The sequence below is a fragment of the Psychrobacter phenylpyruvicus DSM 7000 = NBRC 102152 genome (assembly GCF_000685805.1).
Classification (GTDB): Bacteria; Pseudomonadota; Gammaproteobacteria; order Pseudomonadales; family Moraxellaceae; genus Psychrobacter; species Psychrobacter phenylpyruvicus.
The window spans coordinates 82,532-102,141 of record NZ_JMKP01000006.1 but is presented as its reverse complement, the minus strand read 5'-3'; the positions used below and the strand labels follow the sequence as shown (position 1 = coordinate 102,141).

Annotated in this window: 16 protein-coding genes, 2 tRNA genes and 1 pseudogene; 4 read left to right on the top strand and 15 right to left on the bottom strand. The window is 42.4% G+C overall.

What is annotated here, in order from left to right:
* Nucleotides 1-37: 37 nt before the first annotated feature.
* The 14 genes from pnp to tpiA all read right to left on the bottom strand — a co-directional run bounded on the left by pnp (nt 38) and on the right by tpiA (nt 13,405).
* Nucleotides 38-2,146: a polyribonucleotide nucleotidyltransferase gene (pnp, locus tag G561_RS0104100; RefSeq protein WP_037031609.1), complete on the bottom strand. Its 2,109-nt coding sequence runs from the start codon at nt 2,144-2,146 to the stop codon at nt 38-40.
* 420 nt (nt 2,147-2,566) lie between these two features.
* Nucleotides 2,567-2,833 (bottom strand): 30S ribosomal protein S15, encoded by a 267-nt coding sequence (gene rpsO, locus G561_RS0104095; RefSeq protein WP_028858412.1) that lies wholly within the window; start codon nt 2,831-2,833, stop codon nt 2,567-2,569.
* A gap of 188 nt (nt 2,834-3,021) precedes the next feature.
* Nucleotides 3,022-3,198 (bottom strand): hypothetical protein, encoded by a 177-nt coding sequence (locus G561_RS15520; protein ID WP_167667695.1) that lies wholly within the window; start codon nt 3,196-3,198, stop codon nt 3,022-3,024.
* Between the two features lie 21 nt (nt 3,199-3,219).
* On the bottom strand, nt 3,220-3,384 hold the full coding sequence (locus tag G561_RS15515; RefSeq protein ID WP_167667694.1) for a hypothetical protein: 165 nt from the start codon (nt 3,382-3,384) through the stop codon (nt 3,220-3,222).
* Nucleotides 3,385-3,522: 138 nt separating this feature from the next.
* Nucleotides 3,523-4,053, bottom strand: coding sequence for a type 1 glutamine amidotransferase domain-containing protein (locus tag G561_RS0104080; protein ID WP_063226661.1), 531 nt, complete (start codon nt 4,051-4,053; stop codon nt 3,523-3,525).
* Nucleotides 4,054-4,692: 639 nt separating this feature from the next.
* Nucleotides 4,693-5,733 (bottom strand): tRNA pseudouridine(55) synthase TruB, encoded by a 1,041-nt coding sequence (gene truB, locus G561_RS0104075; RefSeq protein WP_028858410.1) that lies wholly within the window; start codon nt 5,731-5,733, stop codon nt 4,693-4,695.
* A gap of 66 nt (nt 5,734-5,799) precedes the next feature.
* Nucleotides 5,800-6,225 carry a ribosome-binding factor A gene (locus G561_RS0104070; protein WP_028858409.1) on the bottom strand — a complete coding sequence of 142 codons (426 nt, stop codon included), beginning with the start codon at nt 6,223-6,225 and terminating at the stop codon, nt 5,800-5,802.
* 172 nt (nt 6,226-6,397) lie between these two features.
* A complete protein-coding gene (infB, locus tag G561_RS0104065) occupies nt 6,398-9,115 on the bottom strand; it encodes a translation initiation factor IF-2 (protein ID WP_028858408.1) in 2,718 nt (905 codons plus the stop codon).
* Nucleotides 9,116-9,132: 17 nt separating this feature from the next.
* Nucleotides 9,133-10,620, bottom strand: coding sequence for a transcription termination factor NusA (gene nusA / locus G561_RS0104060; RefSeq protein WP_028858407.1), 1,488 nt, complete (start codon nt 10,618-10,620; stop codon nt 9,133-9,135).
* 230 nt (nt 10,621-10,850) lie between these two features.
* On the bottom strand, nt 10,851-11,351 hold the full coding sequence (rimP, locus tag G561_RS0104055) for a ribosome maturation factor RimP (protein WP_028858406.1): 501 nt from the start codon (nt 11,349-11,351) through the stop codon (nt 10,851-10,853).
* Nucleotides 11,352-11,491: 140 nt separating this feature from the next.
* Nucleotides 11,492-11,568 (bottom strand) — tRNA-Met (locus G561_RS0104050).
* 212 nt (nt 11,569-11,780) lie between these two features.
* Nucleotides 11,781-11,865: transfer RNA gene (locus tag G561_RS0104045), tRNA-Leu, on the bottom strand.
* A 211-nt stretch (nt 11,866-12,076) separates the two neighbouring features.
* Entirely contained in the window at nt 12,077-12,394 is a 318-nt protein-coding gene (secG, locus tag G561_RS0104040) for a preprotein translocase subunit SecG (protein ID WP_028858405.1), read from the bottom strand.
* A gap of 213 nt (nt 12,395-12,607) precedes the next feature.
* Nucleotides 12,608-13,405, bottom strand: coding sequence for a triose-phosphate isomerase (tpiA, locus tag G561_RS0104035; protein ID WP_028858404.1), 798 nt, complete (start codon nt 13,403-13,405; stop codon nt 12,608-12,610).
* 441 nt (nt 13,406-13,846) lie between these two features.
* Between tpiA and G561_RS13910 the strand changes: the two are divergent.
* The 4 genes and pseudogenes from G561_RS13910 to coaE all read left to right on the top strand — a co-directional run.
* A pseudogene (locus tag G561_RS13910) lies at nt 13,847-15,070 on the top strand (ATPase, T2SS/T4P/T4SS family); the annotation flags it as partial.
* A gap of 104 nt (nt 15,071-15,174) precedes the next feature.
* On the top strand, nt 15,175-16,398 hold the full coding sequence (locus G561_RS0104025; RefSeq protein WP_028858403.1) for a type II secretion system F family protein: 1,224 nt from the start codon (nt 15,175-15,177) through the stop codon (nt 16,396-16,398).
* Nucleotides 16,399-16,466: 68 nt separating this feature from the next.
* Nucleotides 16,467-17,366 carry a prepilin peptidase gene (locus G561_RS0104020; protein WP_028858402.1) on the top strand — a complete coding sequence of 300 codons (900 nt, stop codon included), beginning with the start codon at nt 16,467-16,469 and terminating at the stop codon, nt 17,364-17,366.
* 272 nt (nt 17,367-17,638) lie between these two features.
* Nucleotides 17,639-18,355 carry a dephospho-CoA kinase gene (gene coaE / locus G561_RS0104015; RefSeq protein WP_081794363.1) on the top strand — a complete coding sequence of 239 codons (717 nt, stop codon included), beginning with the start codon at nt 17,639-17,641 and terminating at the stop codon, nt 18,353-18,355.
* A 154-nt stretch (nt 18,356-18,509) separates the two neighbouring features.
* Here the strand turns inward: coaE and rlmB are convergent, their stop codons facing one another.
* Entirely contained in the window at nt 18,510-19,304 is a 795-nt protein-coding gene (gene rlmB, locus G561_RS0104010) for a 23S rRNA (guanosine(2251)-2'-O)-methyltransferase RlmB (protein WP_028858400.1), read from the bottom strand.
* Nucleotides 19,305-19,610 lie beyond the last annotated feature (306 nt).

Below are 19,610 nucleotides of genomic sequence, written 5' to 3'. Positions count from 1 at the left end.
AATGATTACTTCCAATGACTATTTTTAAGTCATAAAATTAAGCTTGCTCTTGCTCAACGCCTTTCATAGTTAGCTTAATACGGCCACGGTTATCAACGTCTTGAACCAATACATTGATTTCTTGACCTTCACTTAGATAGTCAGAAACGTTTTCTACACGCTCATCTGAAATTTGTGAGATATGGACTAAACCATCAGTACCTGGTAATACGGTTACGAATGCACCAAAGTCCACAACGCGAGCTACAGTACCTTTATAGACTTTGCCTACTTCAACTTCCGCAGTTAACGCTTCAATCTGACGAATCGCCTCTTTGGTAGCGGCTTTGTTCTCACCAAAGATACGGATGGTACCATTGTCATCGATATCGATAACCGCACCAGTGTCTTCAGTTAGCTGACGGATGGTCGCACCGCCTTTACCGATAACATCACGAATCTTATCTGAGTTAATTTCCATAACCGCATAGTTAGGCGCATGGGCATTAATTTCAGTACGGCTTGCTGGCAATACTTCGTTCATTGCATTTAGGATATGGATACGGCCGGCGTGGGCTTGCTCAAGCGCTTTTTCCATAATATCAGGAGTGATACCTTCAATCTTAATATCCATCTGCAGCGCAGTGATACCGTCTTTTGTACCGGCCACTTTAAAGTCCATATCACCTAAGTGATCTTCGTCACCTAAGATGTCTGATAACACCGCAAAGCGATCGCCTTCTTTAACCAGACCCATAGCAATACCGGCCACAGGAGCTTTCATTGGTACACCAGCGTCCATTAAGGCAAGGCTAGCGCCACAAACTGAAGCCATAGAAGAAGAACCGTTAGATTCAGTAATCTCAGACACCACACGGATGACGTATGGGAAGCGGTCACTGTCTGGAAGCATCGCTTGAACACCACGACGAGCTAAACGACCATGACCGATTTCACGGCGCTTTGGCACCCCTTCACGACCTGTCTCACCTACTGAGAAGTGTGGGAAGTTGTAATGCAGCATGAAGTGATCTTGGATAGTGCCGGCTAATGAATCAATTAAGTTTACGTCACGTGAGTTACCTAAAGTGGTAGTAACTAAAGCCTGAGTCTCACCGCGAGTAAATAAAGCAGAACCATGGGTGTACGGTAGTACCCCTACTTGGATATCTAAAGCACGAACTGTATCTAAGTCACGACCATCGATACGTGGCTTACCAGAAAGAATGGCGTCACGAACGGTGCGGTACTTAAGATCTTCATAGATTTCTTTGATTTGAGCTTCTTTCTCGCCAAACTCTTCGCTTTCAGGATCACCTGCAAGAGCTTCGATAGCAGCAGCTTTGATTTCATCAAGCTTGGTGTAACGCTCTTGTTTGTCACTAATTGAATAAGCATCAGCTACTTGGCTACCAAACTGAGTGATAACTTTTTCTTTTAACTCAGCGTTTAATTCAGGCGCAACAAACTGTTGTTTTTCTGTACCAACTGCTTTAGCCAATTCAACAATATTATCGATAACGATTTGCTGTTGTTCATGGCCATATAATACCGCACCTAACATTTGATCTTCAGACAGCTCAGCAGCTTCTGATTCAACCATTAATACCGCAGATTTAGTACCAGCAACAACTAGATCAAGATCACTGGTTTCTAACTCTTCAATAGATGGGTTAAGAACATATTCACCATTGATAAAACCAACGCGAGCACCACCAACAGGACCGTTGAAAGGTGCATCTGAGATAGCCAGTGCCGCAGAAGCACCAATCATCGCCGCGATATCAGCATAGTGTTTTTTATCACTTGATACCACAGTGGCGGTGATTTGAATTTCGTTTACATAGCCTTCTGGGAACAAAGGACGAATTGGACGGTCAATTAAACGAGAGGTTAGCGTTTCAAACTCAGTTGGACGACCTTCACGCTTGCCGTAAGCACCAGGGATTTTACCTGCTGCGTACATTTTTTCTTGATAGTTAACCGTTAGTGGAAAGAAGTTTTGACCTTCTTTGGCTTCACTTTTAACCACAGCTGCTACCAATACTGAAACACCACCCATATGCACAAGCACTGAGTTGGCTTGTCTGGCGATACGACCAGTTTCAATAATTACTTGCTGGTTGCCATATTGGAACTCTCGAGAAATGGTATTGAACATTGACATTAATTTTTCCTATTTTTATAAATTAGCAAATATAAAGGGGTAACACATCTATTGAGACTTATTTTAGCCTCTAACGTTTGCCTGCTTTTTAAAGGGTTATACCCCTGCACATAACTGAGCTGCAGGCAGTTTGCAGCAAACATGACAAACGTTAGAAGCCCATTGTCATCGAATAGATGGCCTCTTATTTTACAGGGATTTGCCATAGTTGACCAATAAAAGTCATTTGACACCCTGACTGGATTATCTGGTAGACCGCTTCCAGACTTGAAGAATGAGAGGATAAAGAATGAGATACAAAAAACGGCGTGAAATATTCACACCGTCTTTTTTTATTTAAGGCATGAGCGCTTTAATTTAACTTTTGACATAAACTTATAATCCCAATTAGGGAAAATAAGTTTACAACCACAATTAAAATTAACGACGCAGGCCTAGTTCGCTGATTAATGCTGCATAGCGAGCTAAATCTTTGCCTTTCAAGTAATCTAGTAGCTTACGACGTTGGTTAACCATACGGATTAAACCACGACGGCTATGGTGATCACCTTTATGCTCTTTGAAATGATCTTGTAAATCGTTGATACGTGCACTTAGTAGTGCGATTTGTACTTCAGGTGAACCAGTGTCGCCAGGGGCACGCTGGTATTGAGCGATAATTTGTTCGCGATCGGTTTTAGTTAGCATAACTTTCTCCTGCAATGCATTGATAATATAAAGTCAGTTTTATTGAGGACATCCCTGCATTACTAGAGATGACCTAAAAAAATGACTAAGTAAGCCTGTCATTATAACAAAAAACTACTCATAAGTGAGTAGTTTTTTAGAAGATTGATTACCATCTTAAATTACTATGTTTTAAACCAGAAAAACCACTATTTATTTTTTGGTCTATCTGTTTTATTTGGTCTATCTGCTTCAGTAGCATGACCACCTAGTGCTTCATCATCTAAAGCAGCAGTTGTAGCTTCTGCTACGCTATCAGGTTCTTGCTTATCATCTAAAGTTTTCTCAAGATTCTCTGCGTCTTGATTTAGTTTGTTATTACTCATGATAATCTCCAGTCTAGACCACTATTTAGATTGAGTTTGTTCTAGATTCTCAGCAATGCCTTCTGCTGCTTCGTCTTGTTCCTTGTCTTTGTTGTGACCCAGATTACCTTCAACTTGGTTCTTTAGGCCCGCAAGTTCCGCTTCTGATTGTTGTTGGGCAAACTTTTTATCATTAGACTGTGTCATAATATTTTCCTTAATTATTATAAACTTATGGGATCATAGAAATATAAAGTATAAAAAATAGAGGCTATTAAAAGTATCAACTGAGTTTATCTACTATATTTCTATTTTTAGCTATATTTCAGCTTTAAGATATTGCTATTACTGTTTCACCGCTTTATCGATAGCGGTGGCAAAGGCTTCAATATCATCAGGATTACGTGAGGTAATCAAGTTGCCCTCTTGCTGTACTTGCTTATCAACAAAGGTACCACCAGCATTTTCAATATCTGTCTGCAAAGTGTGATAAGCAGTTAAAGTCTTACCTTTCACTAAGCCTGAGTTAATAAGTAACCAAGGTGCATGGCAAATAGCGGCTACTGTTTTATTATTATCATAAAAACTTCTGACAAAATCTTGAGCCGCTTTATCTACACGGAGAGTATCGGCGTTGACCGTACCACCTGGTAGCACAAGAGCTGCATAATCTTCAGCTTTAGCTTCACTGAGAAATAAATCGGCAGTAAAGGTGTCTGCTTTATCAACATCGCCTTTCATACCTTGCACTTGTTTTTTGTCATTAGTAGTAATTAATACCGTTTCATGGCCTTTGTCTTGTAACAAACGGTCCACTTCTTCATATTCTGACTGTTCAAAATATGAACTTAATAAAAATGCGATTTTAGTACTCATTATTAAACACTCCGTTATTATTGAGACATTCAATATTTCTATGTATTTGCTATTGTCCTGAACATGCTAATAATTATTATTGTTATTGGCTTGGTAGAACTATTAGCCTACTGTATATTATTGTTAGTTATTATTATCTTTAGCTGAGTTTTTATTATTGTTATCTGTTATTTCTAATTATTGTCTTTATTTTTTATAGTTTTAATTATCGACTTACTTATTTATTTTTATTTTTTATTCTAATTTTTAATATTTATCTTCTTCTTATTTTTAACTTCTTATTTTTAACTTCTTATTTTTAACTTCTTATTTTTAATTTATTTTTTTATTATTATTTTCTTTTAATACTTTTAAACTTTAATTCTTTTAATACACTCCCTTCCTTAGGCTCACTATCTAGACTACAAGCTTAGTGGCGACTGTAAAAGATACCAGTTGCAAGAAAATGTATGTATTTGTGAAATATGTGGCTACTAAGTAACTTAAGCAACAAAGCCCAATATTAGTAGCTGTTTTAACATTAGTAACGGTTATATACCCATAAAAAAAGCCCATATCATTATGATATAGGCTTAATAGAATATGAGCTTCTTCAAATTGATTTGATTATCTCAAAGTGTAAATAGACAATGGCGAGACTCATCTCTGAACCATTTTCTTCGGCTGTAAACGACCATTCAGCTGTAACTGACCTAGCCCTAAGAAGACGCCTTCAGCATTAAATAATTTAATATCACAACTTTTTTCCGCCTCTGTGACCTCATCGTCTGAGCCACGCTCTTCAGCCATCTGCTGAATCAAGTACGCTGTTAACGCTGCATCAAGCTGCGGCTTAACATTTAGACGCTGACCCATTAGCAAGCGCTGACACTGCTCATCGGTTACCACAAGGGAGCTTAGCCCACTGATACAAGCATCAATGCTTTGCAACTGAGCCAACCGCTGTTCATGCGTTTGTTCTTCTAGCTCATCAAGGCTGATGGCTTGTTCAATATCGAAATGACCCACTTGGGTGCGGCGTAAAGCAGTAAGATGCCCCAAAGTGCCCAATGCTTGAGCGATATCTTCTCCCAACACTCGTACATAGGTGCCTTTAGAGCAAGTAACTGTTAATAATAATTCGTCTTTTGCTTCACCCTGCTCCAAAACCAATTGTTTTATGCTAATAGGACGAGCTTCCCGTTCAATCTCGATACCTGCACGGGCATACTCATACAACTTCTTGCCTTCTCTTTTTAAGGCAGAATACATGGGCGGCACTTGCTTGATATCACCTGAAAACTGAACGGTTACCCGAGCTAAGTCTGCTGCAGAAATCTCAGGAATGTCTTTTTCGGCAACGGACTGTCCTTCGGCATCACCAGTGTCAGTTTGCACCCCTAATTTGATAACAGCCTGATAAGATTTATCCGCATCAAGCTGATAATGGCTAAACTTAGTCGCTTCACCCAGACATATGGGCAACAACCCAGTAGCCATTGGGTCAAGGGTGCCAGTATGACCTGCCTTTTTACTGTCGTGGACAGGTGATTTAAGCAAATACTTCACTTTAGAGACTACCTGCTGTGAGGTCAGTCCCTTCGGCTTATCAATCAAAATAACGCCTGATACTTTACTCTTTTGGACTTTATTTGAGTCTGAAGCAGATTGAGTTGATTTGGCTGTATTATGTTTAGTCATTGCTATCTACTTAGTTAAGTTACACTCAAAATCAAATTAAGCTCAAAGTTCAGCATAGGCCAAATGTTATAACGCTGAGTCGTTATCGTCTTCGCCATCTTCATTGCTATTGGCTTCGGTTTGCTCAGTCTTGGTCACCGCTTTGTTAATCAGATCCATCATGTAGTTACCGCGGGCAGTTACTTCATCATAATGGAATCTTAGGCGGGGCGTAGTACGAGTTTTCAGGCTATGACTTAATTCTGTACGTAAGAAACCTGCCGCTTTATTCAGCACTTCTATACTGGCCTCGTGACTGTGTTTGCTCATCGCATCATTTAGCTCGGGTTCCATCACTGTCACATAAACGTCCGCATAACCCAAATCTGAGCTTACTTTGACACTTGAGATGGTAACAAAACCTGTTAAACGGGGATCATTAATCTCATCACGGATAAGGACAGCGAGTTCACGCTGAATTTGATCACCCACACGTTGTAAACGTTGGCTCATGGTTCTTCCTTTTAATACAGTTATTAGTAACAGCATAACACTCGTTGTCAGCACTACGTGGTGCGACCTTGAGTAGCTATGACTGCTAATAACTCATAATATAATGGCTATAAAAAACAAAAAAAGACCTAACAGGATGACCTGATAGGTCTTTGATGACTACTTTTGATACTTAGATAGTACGCTGAATCTCTTGGATTTCAAACACTTCAATCTTATCGCCCACTTCAACGTCATAGCCGCGAACCGCAAGACCACACTCCATACCAGAGCGTACTTCGTTCACGTCATCCTTGTAGCGACGTAGCGACTGAAGTTGGCCGGTGAAGACCACTTTGTCATCACGTAATACACGGATAGACTTGTTGCGATAGATAGTGCCTTCAACCACCATACAACCGGCGGCTGCACCAAACTTACTTGAACGGAATACATCACGTACTTCAGCAATACCCAAGATTTTCTCGCGATGCTCAGGAGATAACATGCCACTCATGGCAGCCTTCACATCATCAATTAAACCATAGATTACGCTGTAGTAACGGATATCGATACCTGCTTCATCCGCTTTACGCTTGGCAGCGTTATCAGCACGAACGTTAAAGCCTAGTAATACCGCTTCACTTGATTCAGCAAGTGTTACATCAGACTCTGCGATTGGGCCAACCCCTGAGCTGATTACTTTCACTTTAACTTCGTCAGTAGACAGCTCATTTAACGCTGCTAATAGTGCTTCTAATGTACCGCGTACATCTGTCTTCAAGATAATGTTTAACACAGACACGTCATCTTGGCCCATCTGTTCAAACATGCTCTCAAGACGCATCTTGTTCTGACGCTCAAGTTGCTGCTCGCGCTCACGATTGGCACGGAATTCAGCCACTTCACGGGCTTTTTTCTCATCAGATACGACTAAGAATTCACTGCCCGCTGCTGGTGTATCAGGTAAGCCTAGAATCTCTACTGGGATTGAAGGACCTGCAGTCTTAACACGCTGACCGGTCTCATCAGTCATAGCACGTACTTTACCATAGAACTCACCCGCTAAGACTAGATCACCTTGGTTTAAGGTACCTTTCTTAACCAGTAGGCTGGCGACTGCACCACGGCCTTTTTCAAGACGTGATTCAATGACCACACCTTGCGCCGCACCTTCAGTCGGAGCTTCAAGCTCCATTAACTCAGCTTGTAGGTTAACCAGTTCTAATAGCTCATCAATACCTTCGCCTGTTTTGGCAGAAATCTTCGCTACTGGAACGTCACCGCCCCACTCTTCGGTTACGATCTCTTTGGTCGTAAGCTCATTCAAGACACGGTCAGGATCGGCTGTACTCTTATCCATCTTGTTGATAGCAACAATGATTGGCGTACCAGAAGCGCGAGCGTGGTCAATGGCTTCTTCAGTTTGCGGCATCATACCATCATCAGCAGCCACAACTAGGATTACGATATCCGTCGCTTGGGCACCACGTGAACGCATAGCGGTAAACGCTGCGTGACCTGGGGTATCTAAGAAAGTAATTACGCCACGTTCAGTCTTAACATGATAAGCACCGATATGCTGAGTAATACCACCAGCTTCACCTGGTGCTACTTTCGTTTCCCGAATCTTATCAAGTAAAGAGGTCTTACCATGGTCAACGTGACCCATAATAGTCACTACTGGTGGGCGGGTTTGAACGTTACTGCTGCGCTCTTCTACCGCTTCTTGTAGATCGTCTTCAACTTTAGTATCACTAACTGGAACTGGGTTATGACCCATTTCTTCAACGATTAAACTGGCTGTAGCCTGATCAATCTCTTCGTCAGCGCCAACAATCTCACCCATTTTCATAAGTAACTTAGTTACTTCACGGGCTTTAACTGCCATACGCTGAGCCAGATCTGAAACCACAATGTGTTCTGGAATTTCAACATTATGAACAATCTTCTCAACCGGCTTTTCAAACTTATGCTGAGAAGCTTGTGAAGACTTTAAGCCGTGTTTACGGTTGCGAATTTCACGCTCTTCTTGTCCTTTACGGCGACGGCCACGAGTGGCTGTACCAGAAGAACCGCGTTTAATTTCACGACGTTCTTTTTCAAAGGACTCTTCTAAAGCTTCGCCTACTAAACCTTCAGCTAGTGGCTCATCTTTGCGAACTTCAGCCACAGGCTCTTTATCACTGTATTTACCCGCCATTTTGCGCATTTGCTCAAGGGTTTTCTTCTGAGCTTCTTCTGCTTGCTTACGACGAGTTTCCGCTTCGATTCTGCGTAGACGTTCTTCTTCAGCTTCACGGGCTTCACGCGCTTTGCGCTCTGCTGCTGTTTCCACTTTTGGCTTAGTCGGTGCTGCTTTCTTTTTCGGGGCTTGTTTTGCTTCTGCCGCAGCCTTACTGCCTTTTTTCACGACAACAGTAGAGACTTCGTCTTTTTTGTCATCAGAGGATGAGCCACCACCTAAGTTAGCACGCATCGCCGCCAGTGTGGCTGCTTGACGCTCTTCTGCTTCTTTTTTGGCTTGCTCACGTTTTTTCGCTTCTTCTTCAGCACGTTTCTTTGCTTCTAAAGCGGCTTTTTCGCGGGCAGCAATTTCTTCAGCCAATTTGTTTGGATCGGGCTTTTCAAATACTTTTTTCTTACGAACTTCAACATTAACGCTTTTTGACTTGCCCGAAGAACCAGTCACGCGAGCGGTACTAGTCGTTTTAGATTTCAAACTAATACGACGCTTCTCTTTTTGTCCGTGTGTTTGCTTCAGGAAAGCTACTAGCTGTTCTTGCTCAAGCTCGGTGACCAGGTCATCCTCGCCACGAGCAGGCAGCCCAGCGTCAGTCAGTTGCTTCTGTACTGCACTGACTGATTTGCTTACCATGTCTGCTAATTCTTTGACGGTCTTATCTGCCATTTATAGTCACCTATTTATTATTCTTCATTAAACCAAGATTCACGTGCCTTCATGATCAGCTCACCTGCAGTTTTCTCATCAAGACCTTCAATGTCTTCAAGATCAAATACTGCTTGCTCTGCTAAATCATCTAACGTGATGATGTCACGTTGAGCCAGCTTATACGCCCAGTCGGTCGTCATGCCGTCCATTGTGAGCAACTCTTCGCTTGGCTCTTTCATATTTTGCTGTTTAACCAGTTCATCAGCAATGACTACTTCTTTTGCACGCTCTTGAATCATTTCAATCGCGTCGTCGTCAAGACCTTCGATGTCATAGAAAGTCTCAGCAGGCACATAAGCCACTTCTTCAATACTGGTAAAGCCCACGTCTACTAACGCTTGAGCTAGGTCTTCATCGACTTCTAGACGATTATAGAACAGCTCAATATAAGCTTTTGTTTCATTCTGTTGACGCTCTAGGTACTCTGCCTCAAGCATCATATTTAATTTATAGCCAGTTAACTCTGAGGCCAAACGCACGTTTTGACCTTGGGCACCAATAGCGCGGGCTAACTGATCATTGGCAGTAAAGATGATGTCTGCTGTTTTGGCATCTTCATCTAACACAATACTGCTTACGTCTGCTGGCTCTAAAGCACTAATAATGTACTGCGCAGGATCATCAGACCATACAATGACATCAATACGTTCGCCATCAAGCTCAGACTGTACGGCTTGAATACGCGTTCCACGCATACCAATACAAGCACCTACAGGATCAATACGATGATCATTGGTCTTCACTGATATTTTAGCACGAACGCCTGGCTGACGGGCCACATCACGAATTTCGATGATTTGTTCGTTAATTTCAGGAACTTCTTTATTCATCAACGCAATCAGCATATCTGGGCTGGTACGTGATAATAATAATTGAGCGCCGCGGTTATCGCGATTTACATGATATAGGATAGCATTAATACGCGACTTTACGCGTAATTGTTCACGCGGTAACATTTGATCGCGTGATAAATACCCTTCGGCATTGTCGCCTAGATCAATAATATAGCCATCACGAGTTTGCTTCTTGACTTCGCCATACATCATCTCGCCAATTCTAGGCTCGAAGGCATCGGCAGTTAAAGCACGCTCAGCTTCACGAATCTTTTGGATAATAACTTGCTTGGCTTGCGTAGCGGCAATACGACCAAATTCGATAGACTCGATTTGCTCTTCTTTAATATCACCAATAGACCATTCGTTTTCATCAAGATCACTGATGGCTAACTGACAAGCAGGCATCTCGTGGTCTTCATCAGCCACAACAGTCCAATAGCGGTACGTATCATAGTCACCGGTGTCACGGTCAATTTCAACACGTACTGCTACTTCAGGCTGATCGGTATAGACTCTTTTTTTAGTAGAAACCACCAAAGCCTCTTCGATTGCTTCAAAGATGTCTTCTGGATTTAGGCCTTTCTCGTTACTGACGGTCTCTACTACCGTTAAAATTTCTCGACTCATTACACACCTATCCTCGCCTACTTATCATTTAAAGTAGCAAAAAATTATTAAATTTATTTTTATCTTAGGCCTAAAAGCTGTGATGTTTAAGTTCATTCAAAACGCTGCTTACTATTATCTCTTATCCAAACCCAAATTAATATATAAGGCTGGTTAAAAGTTAACAGTAATTTACCGGATCAAATCAAGTTAAATAAATAGTAAGCTTTAGAACAACTTATATGCCAAGATTACAAATCTTGATAGATTAAATTTGCTTTATCAATGTTATCAAGGGCAATATCGAACTGCTCGCCTTCTGGTGTGACTACAGATAATTGTTTATCGCCTAATTGCTCAAGCTTACCAGTCACTTTACGGCGTTTTGAGCTTCCCACGCCAACTGCTTGAATCAAACGCAAATTAAGCATTTGACCCAAATAATCCGACATCTGCTCAGGGGCAAAGAAAGGTCTATCAAGACCTGGAGAGGAAACTTCAAGGACATATTCGCCTGCAATAGGGTCATGCACTTCAAGCACACCACTAACTTGGTGAGTAACCGCTGCACAGTCTTCAATAGTAACCTGTTTATCAGCGGCTTTATCTTCTGGCAAGGATTCAATGTATATGCGTAATAGTGAACGCCCACCTTGCGGTAAGAATTCCACCCCCCACAGCGCTACATCACAAGCAGCAACAGCTGGGGCAATAATATCGGTTAACTGAGTGACTTTATTAGATAACTTCATGACTCGTTTTTTAGTCCATAAATAGAAGTATCTATTATAAATGCATATTATGACTATTAGGCAATATTAAAAATAACAGATACAAAAAAACCCACAAACAATATGGTGGGTTAAATAAAAAGTAAGATTGAAATAAAAAATGGTAGCGGGGGCTGGATTTGAACCAACGACCTTCGGGTTATGAGCCCGACGAGCTACCAGACTGCTCCACCCCGCATCAATCTAGGCTGACTATTATATGTAAAGTTTAAAGGGTTGTCAAGCATTAAATCATTTTAAATTTAAAAACTTAGCAAAACCTTATAAATCACTAAACTTATAGCCTTACCTTTACTACTTTGCCCCTTGGCTAGCTAATAACTGCTGCCTGAGTGCCAAATGAGCTGACCATACTATACGTAACTGCAAGGATAGTCAATACTTTGATATTGGTGCGATTGGAGGGACTTGAACCCTCACAGCTTGCGCTACCACCCCCTCAAGATGGCGTGTCTACCAATTCCACCACAATCGCTTTTGCTAATTTGTCATATATCCCAAGGCTAGATAATTAATTTATGTTAATCAAATCCTTGTTGAGGAAAGAGGAAATTAACTTAAATCGTTGCCTTAAGTGGTCACTAATTATTCTAAATTAGGTGGCACATTCTACTCGTCTTTAACTTAGGGTGCAACCCATTTAAAAAGTAGAGACCACAGTATCAATAAAGATACTAAGCTTTACCTTACTCTGCCGGTGCAGGTGCTGGTTGCGTGTTTGTCACCGGTACTTGAGAGGCAGCCGGCACATCTAACTGATATTGACCTTCCGCTTGCTTACGGGCATGAACCGCCAGCGTTAAACTGGTACTAAAGAAGATAACCGCCAATACTGCGGTCGCACGGGTCAAAAAGTTGGCACTACCTGCAGCGCCAAAAACCGTACCTGATGCGCCTGCTCCAAAAGAAGCTCCGGCATCAGCCCCTTTACCGTGTTGAATTAAAATCAACCCAATCATGGCAATAGCAACAATAATATGAATGGCTAGAATAATGTTAAACATGCTTTGCCTTACTTAATCTTAAGAGTTAAAAGACGAGAAAATTTCTATAGGATTGTGTTTTTACTGTATTTTTAATAACAAAATATTTTTGATAACCAAGCTTTAATCGCTAAAGTTTAACGACTAAGCCAGTATTAATAGCGACCGCGGCTTTGCATTTCAATGTTTCAGTTTCAATAAAAGACAAAAAGTCGCTATTGATCGGCAGTGTCATTATTTAGAAAATGCTTTGGCAATGTCAAGGAAGCTGTCTGCTTGTAATGCAGCGCCTCCGACTAACACCCCATTAATCTGCTCTGAAGCTGCAAAATCTTGAGCATTTTCAGGCTTAACACTGCCCCCATACAATACAGGGGTCTTTGCTAAGGCCGCTTCAAAAGACTGTAAACGCTCACGGATAAATTTGTGAACCTCTGTGACCTCTGCAACACTTGGCACTTTACCAGTACCAATAGCCCAAACTGGTTCATAAGCAATAATAAGCTTATTGGCAATATAATCAGCATCGGCAGCTTCTGACTGCTGCAAAAAATCAGCAATAACGGTCAGTTGCTCTGCCAATACTTGGGTAGTGTTGCCCGCTTCAAAGTCAGCTTCTGACTCACCAATACACAAGATAACGCCTAAACCTTGGGCAGCACAGTGCTTCATCTTATTTAATAAAGTCTCATTATCTTCATTAAAGTATTGACGACGCTCAGAGTGACCAATGATAGCCCACTGCACTCCTAAATCTTGTAGCTGCTGCGCTGAGACATCACCAGTATAGGCGCCTGTTTCAGCGGATAAAGCTGACACATCTTGACAGGCCAGCTTGATAACAGCAGATTTGGTACGCAGAATATCTTCAACCTGAGACAAATGCAATAAGCTTGGCGCCACCATGATATGGCTGTTTTGTAGGGTGTTGCTTTGAGCGTCTACACCATCTACTAAATCATCCACTAAGGCTTGCACTGCATTAACTGATGCAGGATTTAGCTTCCAATTACCGACAACCCAAGACTTCATAAAACACTCTCAATAAAAGAAATTCAACTTATTAACCAATGGTTTACCTATCAAGCAGCGAACAAACTCCAGCCTAATAGTAACGGATAGTGGTCAGCGTAAAAATATGATAGCCCTATATTATATCATAGTCTCATACAACTGATTTAGCCTTTATTGTTTTAAGGCTACAATTTGTAAAATTTCACACACAGTTAAGCCAAGCTAATCTTATTTAACGCTTGTGAAAGGAATAAAAATAAGGTTTACTAAAAAATCTATTTTTTGTCTGAAGTTTTATCCTCTCTCTTTGTCAGGCAGGCCACCTACTTATAAGATGCCCCCATGCCCGACGCTAGCGTTTCTATTCACCCCTCAGCTTATCCCTCAGCCACTGCCAACTCCCCCAAACCTCTTGCCACTTCAAAGTCGCTACCCACAGCAGTGAAGCTGACTGCTTTTGATAATGATCCCGTGGTTAAACTGGTAAATTCATTGCTGATACAGGCTGTGCAGCTGGGAGCTTCAGACTTACACTTTGAGCCTTATGAGCAACTGTATCGAGTTCGCTTCCGCATCGATGGCATACTAAAGCAAATGACGACGCTATTACCGTCTTTAATTGCCAAAGTTTCTGCTCGGCTCAAAATCATGGCACAAATGGACATCTCAGAACGCAGACTGCCACAAGATGGGCGCATCAAACTGCTTACCGCCGACAACCACACTCTCGATTATAGAGTTAGCGCCATACCCACCTTATTTGGCGAAAAAATAGTACTTCGGGTGATTGATTGCGCCGATTCCATAGTAGACATTGACCAATTGGGGCTTGAGCCGGATCAACAGCAAGCTTTTTTACAAGCTTTGTATCAGCCGCAAGGCATTGTGCTTCTTACTGGTCCCACTGGCTCTGGAAAAACCTTATCGTTATACGCTGGGCTTAAGCTGTTAAACACCGAAACCACCAATATCTCCACCGTTGAAGATCCGGTAGAAATCAATCTCTGCGGAGTGAACCAAGTTAGCATTAACCCCAAGATAGGCTTAAGCTTTGATGCGGCGCTTAAGTCTTTTTTGCGTCAAGACCCAGACGTGGTTGTGATCGGTGAGATTCGAGATTTAGAAACTGCCGATACCGCCATCCAAGCTGCCCAAACCGGGCATTTGGTGCTGTCAACTTTACACACCAACTCCGCCACAGAGACCCTAGCCCGCTTACACCACATGGGAATTACTCACTTTAATATCGCCACTGCTATCAGCTTGGTAGTGGCTCAACGCCTAGCTAGGCGCTTATGTGTCCATTGTAAAAAGCATGTTAATGTGCCCAGTCATAGTCTGTTGCAGATGGGGTTTTTGGAAAGGGACCTAGAGCGATTACAGCCCTCCTCTTTAGCGTGCCGCCTAATGCCAGACTGTGATTCAACCAAGTCTGCTATTTATAAAGCGGTCGGCTGCAAGCACTGTACAGATGGCTATAAAGGTCGAGTGGGCATATTTGAAGTATTACTTTTAACAGACGATCTGGCTGAGCTGATTATGCAAGGAGGCAATGCGTTACAGATTAAGGCACTAGCTGAGCAGCAAGGTTTTTATGATCTAAAACGCTCGGCTCTATTAAAAGTACTACAAGGCATTATCAGCATTGAGGAGATGCAGCGGATCATTGCAAGCCAGCATTAGCAAAACAGCCCAAAGCTAACCGATAGAACACAAGCAAAGCTCAATCATCCTAAGTTCAGTAGCATCTAAACCTTAAGTAACACCTAAACCTTAAAGGACAAGCGGTGAAACGTGAAAAAAATGACACCTTATTTGATTTTGTGTATCACGGCACTGATCGTCATGGACAAAGTATCACTGGGGAGCTGAGCAGTAGCAGTTTACCGATTGCCAAGGCACAGTTACGCAAACAAGGTATTGTGGCAACTAGAATTCGGCGCAAATCCAAGCCACTGATTAGCTGGCATAGAAAGATAAAACCGTTAGATATCGCTATATTTGCCCGCCAGCTGGCCACTATGACTAAGGCAGGCGTGCCTTTATTACAAGCACTAACCATTGTCATCGAGTCCTTAACCAAACCAAGTATGATTAAGCTGGTTACTAGCCTTAAACTCAGTGTCGAATCAGGTACCCCACTTGCTAGTGCTTTAAGCCAACACCCCAAGCAATTTGACAGTTTATTTTGTGCTTTAATTGAAGCCGGTGAATACTCAGGCTCACTAGATATCATGTTACAGCGTATCGCCACTTATAAAGAAAAAAGCGAACAACTAAAAAGCAAAATAAAAAAGGCCATCAAATACCCTATTGCGGTGATTCTTGTGGCAATGACAGTCAGTTTAATTTTGTTATTAAAAGTGGTACCGGTATTTAGCGATCTATTTGCGTCTTTTGGCTCTGAGCTGCCTCCTTTTACCCAGTTTGTGGTTTCTATTTCTAGTGCTTTACAGCGTTGGTGGGCACTGTTATTAGCACTTAACGTATTAGCAGTTATTGGTTTTTTCCATGCCAAAAATAACAGTCCCAAGTTTGTCGGCTTTATAGACCGCACCCTATTAAAACTACCGGTAGTGGGCGCTATTACCTACCAAGCTATTATTGCTAGGTTTTGTCGTACCTTGGCCACCACCTATGCAGCTGGCGTACCCTTACTGCAAGCTTTGGATTCCACTGCAGCGGCGACTGACAATCAAGTATTCTTCCAAGCCACTCAGCAAATCAGACAAGACGTTGCCACCGGCCAACCGTTAAACTCTGCCATGCTCAGTAGCCAGTTATTCCCCACATTGGCCATTCAAATGGTTAGTATTGGCGAGCACTCGGGCTGCTTGGATGAAATGTTAGACAAAGTCGCCGTATACTATGAAAATGAAGTAGACAATGCAGTTGAGGGGCTAACCAGCTTGATGGAACCAGTCATCATGGTGGTTTTAGGATTACTCATAGGCGGTCTGGTCATTGCTATGTACCTGCCTATCTTTCAGCTTGGGTCTGTTATTGGCTAGCAAGTTGCAGCAGATTTGTTTTATGGTTATTTACAGTCTTTTTTGGATTACTTTTTATAGGCTATCTCATGCAGGTTTGGCAGTTTATTGAAACCCTTCAACACAGCTTAGCAGCAGCACTGCTCATCTTTGCGCTGCTAGGACTATGTGTCGGTAGTTTTCTAAATGTGCTCATTTATCGCACCCCAAAGATTATGATGCAGCAGTGGCGAGTGGGCTCAGTTCAGCTCCTCCAATCTCAGTCAGACATTGCACCCCATTTATTACAGCCTGTGGCACAAATTGTGGCACAAGACACCCCGCTGTCGCTAGCAGCTCCCGCCTCCCATTGTCCTTACTGTCAGCAGCCACTGCGTTGGTATCACAATATCCCTTTATTCAGCTGGATAGCTTTGGGCGGTAAATGCTATGCCTGTGGTCAGAAAATTCACTGGCGTTATCCTTTGATTGAAATAAGCACAGCACTGCTGTCCATGTTGGTCATCTATCGATTCGGGGTAACGGCACAGGGTCTATTTGCTTTGATTTTTGTCTGGATTCTAATTGCCCTGACTGGTATTGACCTTATCAGTCAGTATTTGCCCGATAAGCTAACCTTTCCTTTGATGGCTTTGGGTTTGGCAGTCAATAGCAATTCGCTATTCGTGACCGCCTCTGAGTCTATATGGGGCTTGCTGCTAGGCTATTTCAGCTTATGGGCTGTGGTCAAAATCTTTTATATTTTTACCAAAAAACAAGGTATGGGTGAAGGAGATTTTAAGTTATTGGCAGCACTAGGGGCTTGGTTGGGCCCTATGCTACTACCGTTTATCATCTTGCTATCTTCGCTTCTCGGTTCTATTATTGGTATCATCTTAATGCGTAAGCGAGCCGAAAGTCGTCCTTTTGCCTTTGGTCCCTACCTAGCCATTGCGGGTATGGTGGCGCTACTATACGGACACTCGCTTATACAGTGGTATCTTCATTAGCCAAGCCCAGTAACTGATCGTTCTGCCATTTAATTGGATTGCCTCTGCTTTGGTTACTAGCGCACTGAGATTAAGCACAGTAATTAATACAAAACAATTTTCAGAACATGCTAACTTTAGCGGTTATATGTTTTTTTATGGCCTAACTTTCAGCGCACTTCATTTATAGCCTAATTTTGAGCGCAAGCTCAAATATGCGGCGTAGGAGTTCCGGCTAGCCACTCTCACCTTCCCCGTTTAATTCTCAAAAGCACGTGTTTTAAGGTATTGATATGACATACGACAATCACACCCACTCACTGTCACACCCCGATAGTCAACAAGATGAGCACGAGATTGACCCGCCGCAAAAGTTCCAAACTTTTTATGTAAATACCCCTATTATTGGCTTAACTGGAGGTATAGGTAGTGGCAAGACCGCTGTATCAGACTGGTTCGCGGCAAAAGGGATAGACGTGGTGGATGCAGATGTGGTGGGACACCAGATCATGAAAAAAGGCAGTCCTGCTCTACAAAAGCTGGTCGAAGCCTTTGGAGACTGGGTGCTAGATAAAAACGGGGAGATGGATCGCCGCGCGGTCCGTGATCATGTTTTTGAAAATGACAAAGCTTTGTTGACCTTAGAGTCCATTACCCACCCCGCCATTCGTCAAGAAATTAAAAATCAGCTCAATCAAGTAAAGTCTGCTTATGCCATTTTATCAGCGCCTTTATTGTTTGAAAGCTATGAGGCAGGGCTGGTGTCTTTGTGTGATAGAGTATTGGTAGTAGATGCCAGTGAGGAAACCCAGCTAAAACGTGCCAGCCGCCGCGACACTCAGAGCGTTGAAAAAATTAAAGCAATCATGGCCAATCAGCTATCCCGAAAAGCCAGAGTTGAACAGGCCGACGATGTGGTCTGTAATAATGGTGATTTAGCCCAGCTACATGCGCAGCTTGAGCCTTTGCACGAAAGCTATTTGGCGTTTAGAAAAATGCCACGCTACTGATAAAATCAGTGCCAATATAAATTAAGTAACAGCCAAAAAAAGAGCCCATGAAAAAGAGCGATGATCAATCGCTCTTTTTTTGGCCCTAAAAACGGGTTGCCAGCAGCAGCTTTATCTAAAACTGCTTATTTTATTTTATCTTATTTTCTTTACCCTAGGCTTGGTGGCGCTGACGGCTCACCTCATACAGCACCATACCTGTGGCCACGCTCACATTTAGGCTTTGTAATGAGCCATGCTTATTGCCACTCATAGGAATATAAACCAGCTCATCGCAGCGCTCTGTGGTCAAGCGGCGCATACCCTCACCCTCTGATCCCATAATAATCGCTACTTTGCCTTTTAAATCCACATCAGGTAAGGCTTTGGCGGTCTCATCTAGTGCCGTACCGTAAACAAACACCCCGGCTTGCTTTAAGTTTTCAATACAGCGGGCCAAGTTAGTGACCGCAATCACTGGCATAATCTCCATCGCTCCCACTGAGACCTTGGCCACTGTGGGCGTAAGGCTAGCTGAATGATGCTTAGGACAGATAACCGCATCTACGCCCATAGCCGCCGCTGTACGCAAACAAGCGCCTAAGTTATGCGCATCGGTAATTTGATCCAGTACCAAAAATAAAGCATCCTCTGATTTTGCAATAGTTGCAATCTCGCCTTCATCGGCCATCGCTAGCGGACGGGCATTAAGCACCACGCCCTGATGTTGAGGGCTGCCACATAGAGCGGTTAGCTTGTCTCGGCTGGCTTGTTGAATGCTTACACCCATTTGTTCCGCAAGCTGCAAAATCTCTTCAAAAGTAGAATCAGCTTCTTCTTCTGAGTTGTGTTGACCCCCCTCTTTAGCACTGCGACCTTGTTGCACAAATAATGCCATGGCATCGGTAGGACGATGAGTCAACAAAGCATGGATAGCATGAATTCCATAAAAATGAACTGGCTTTGCCATAAAATAACCTTTTAGCTGTTTTTATATCGGTGAAGTTTTTATATAACTGAGATATGGGTATAAGTAAAATTATAGAAAAATAACATAACTAGAGCTGTATTTAGTTTACTACGCCTAAGTTTACTTTGCAGTGAATATGAGGAAGACACCCTTGAAGCGGGTCAGTGGCCGCAGAGATAGCCATAAGACACGGAAGCACCCAAAGTATACACTGTGGGTGCTCTAAATATCATAAGAAAATTTAACCAAAATCTGAACTGATTAACCCAGTTAAGCTTTTTGTTGCTGGCAATTATCGAATAGATT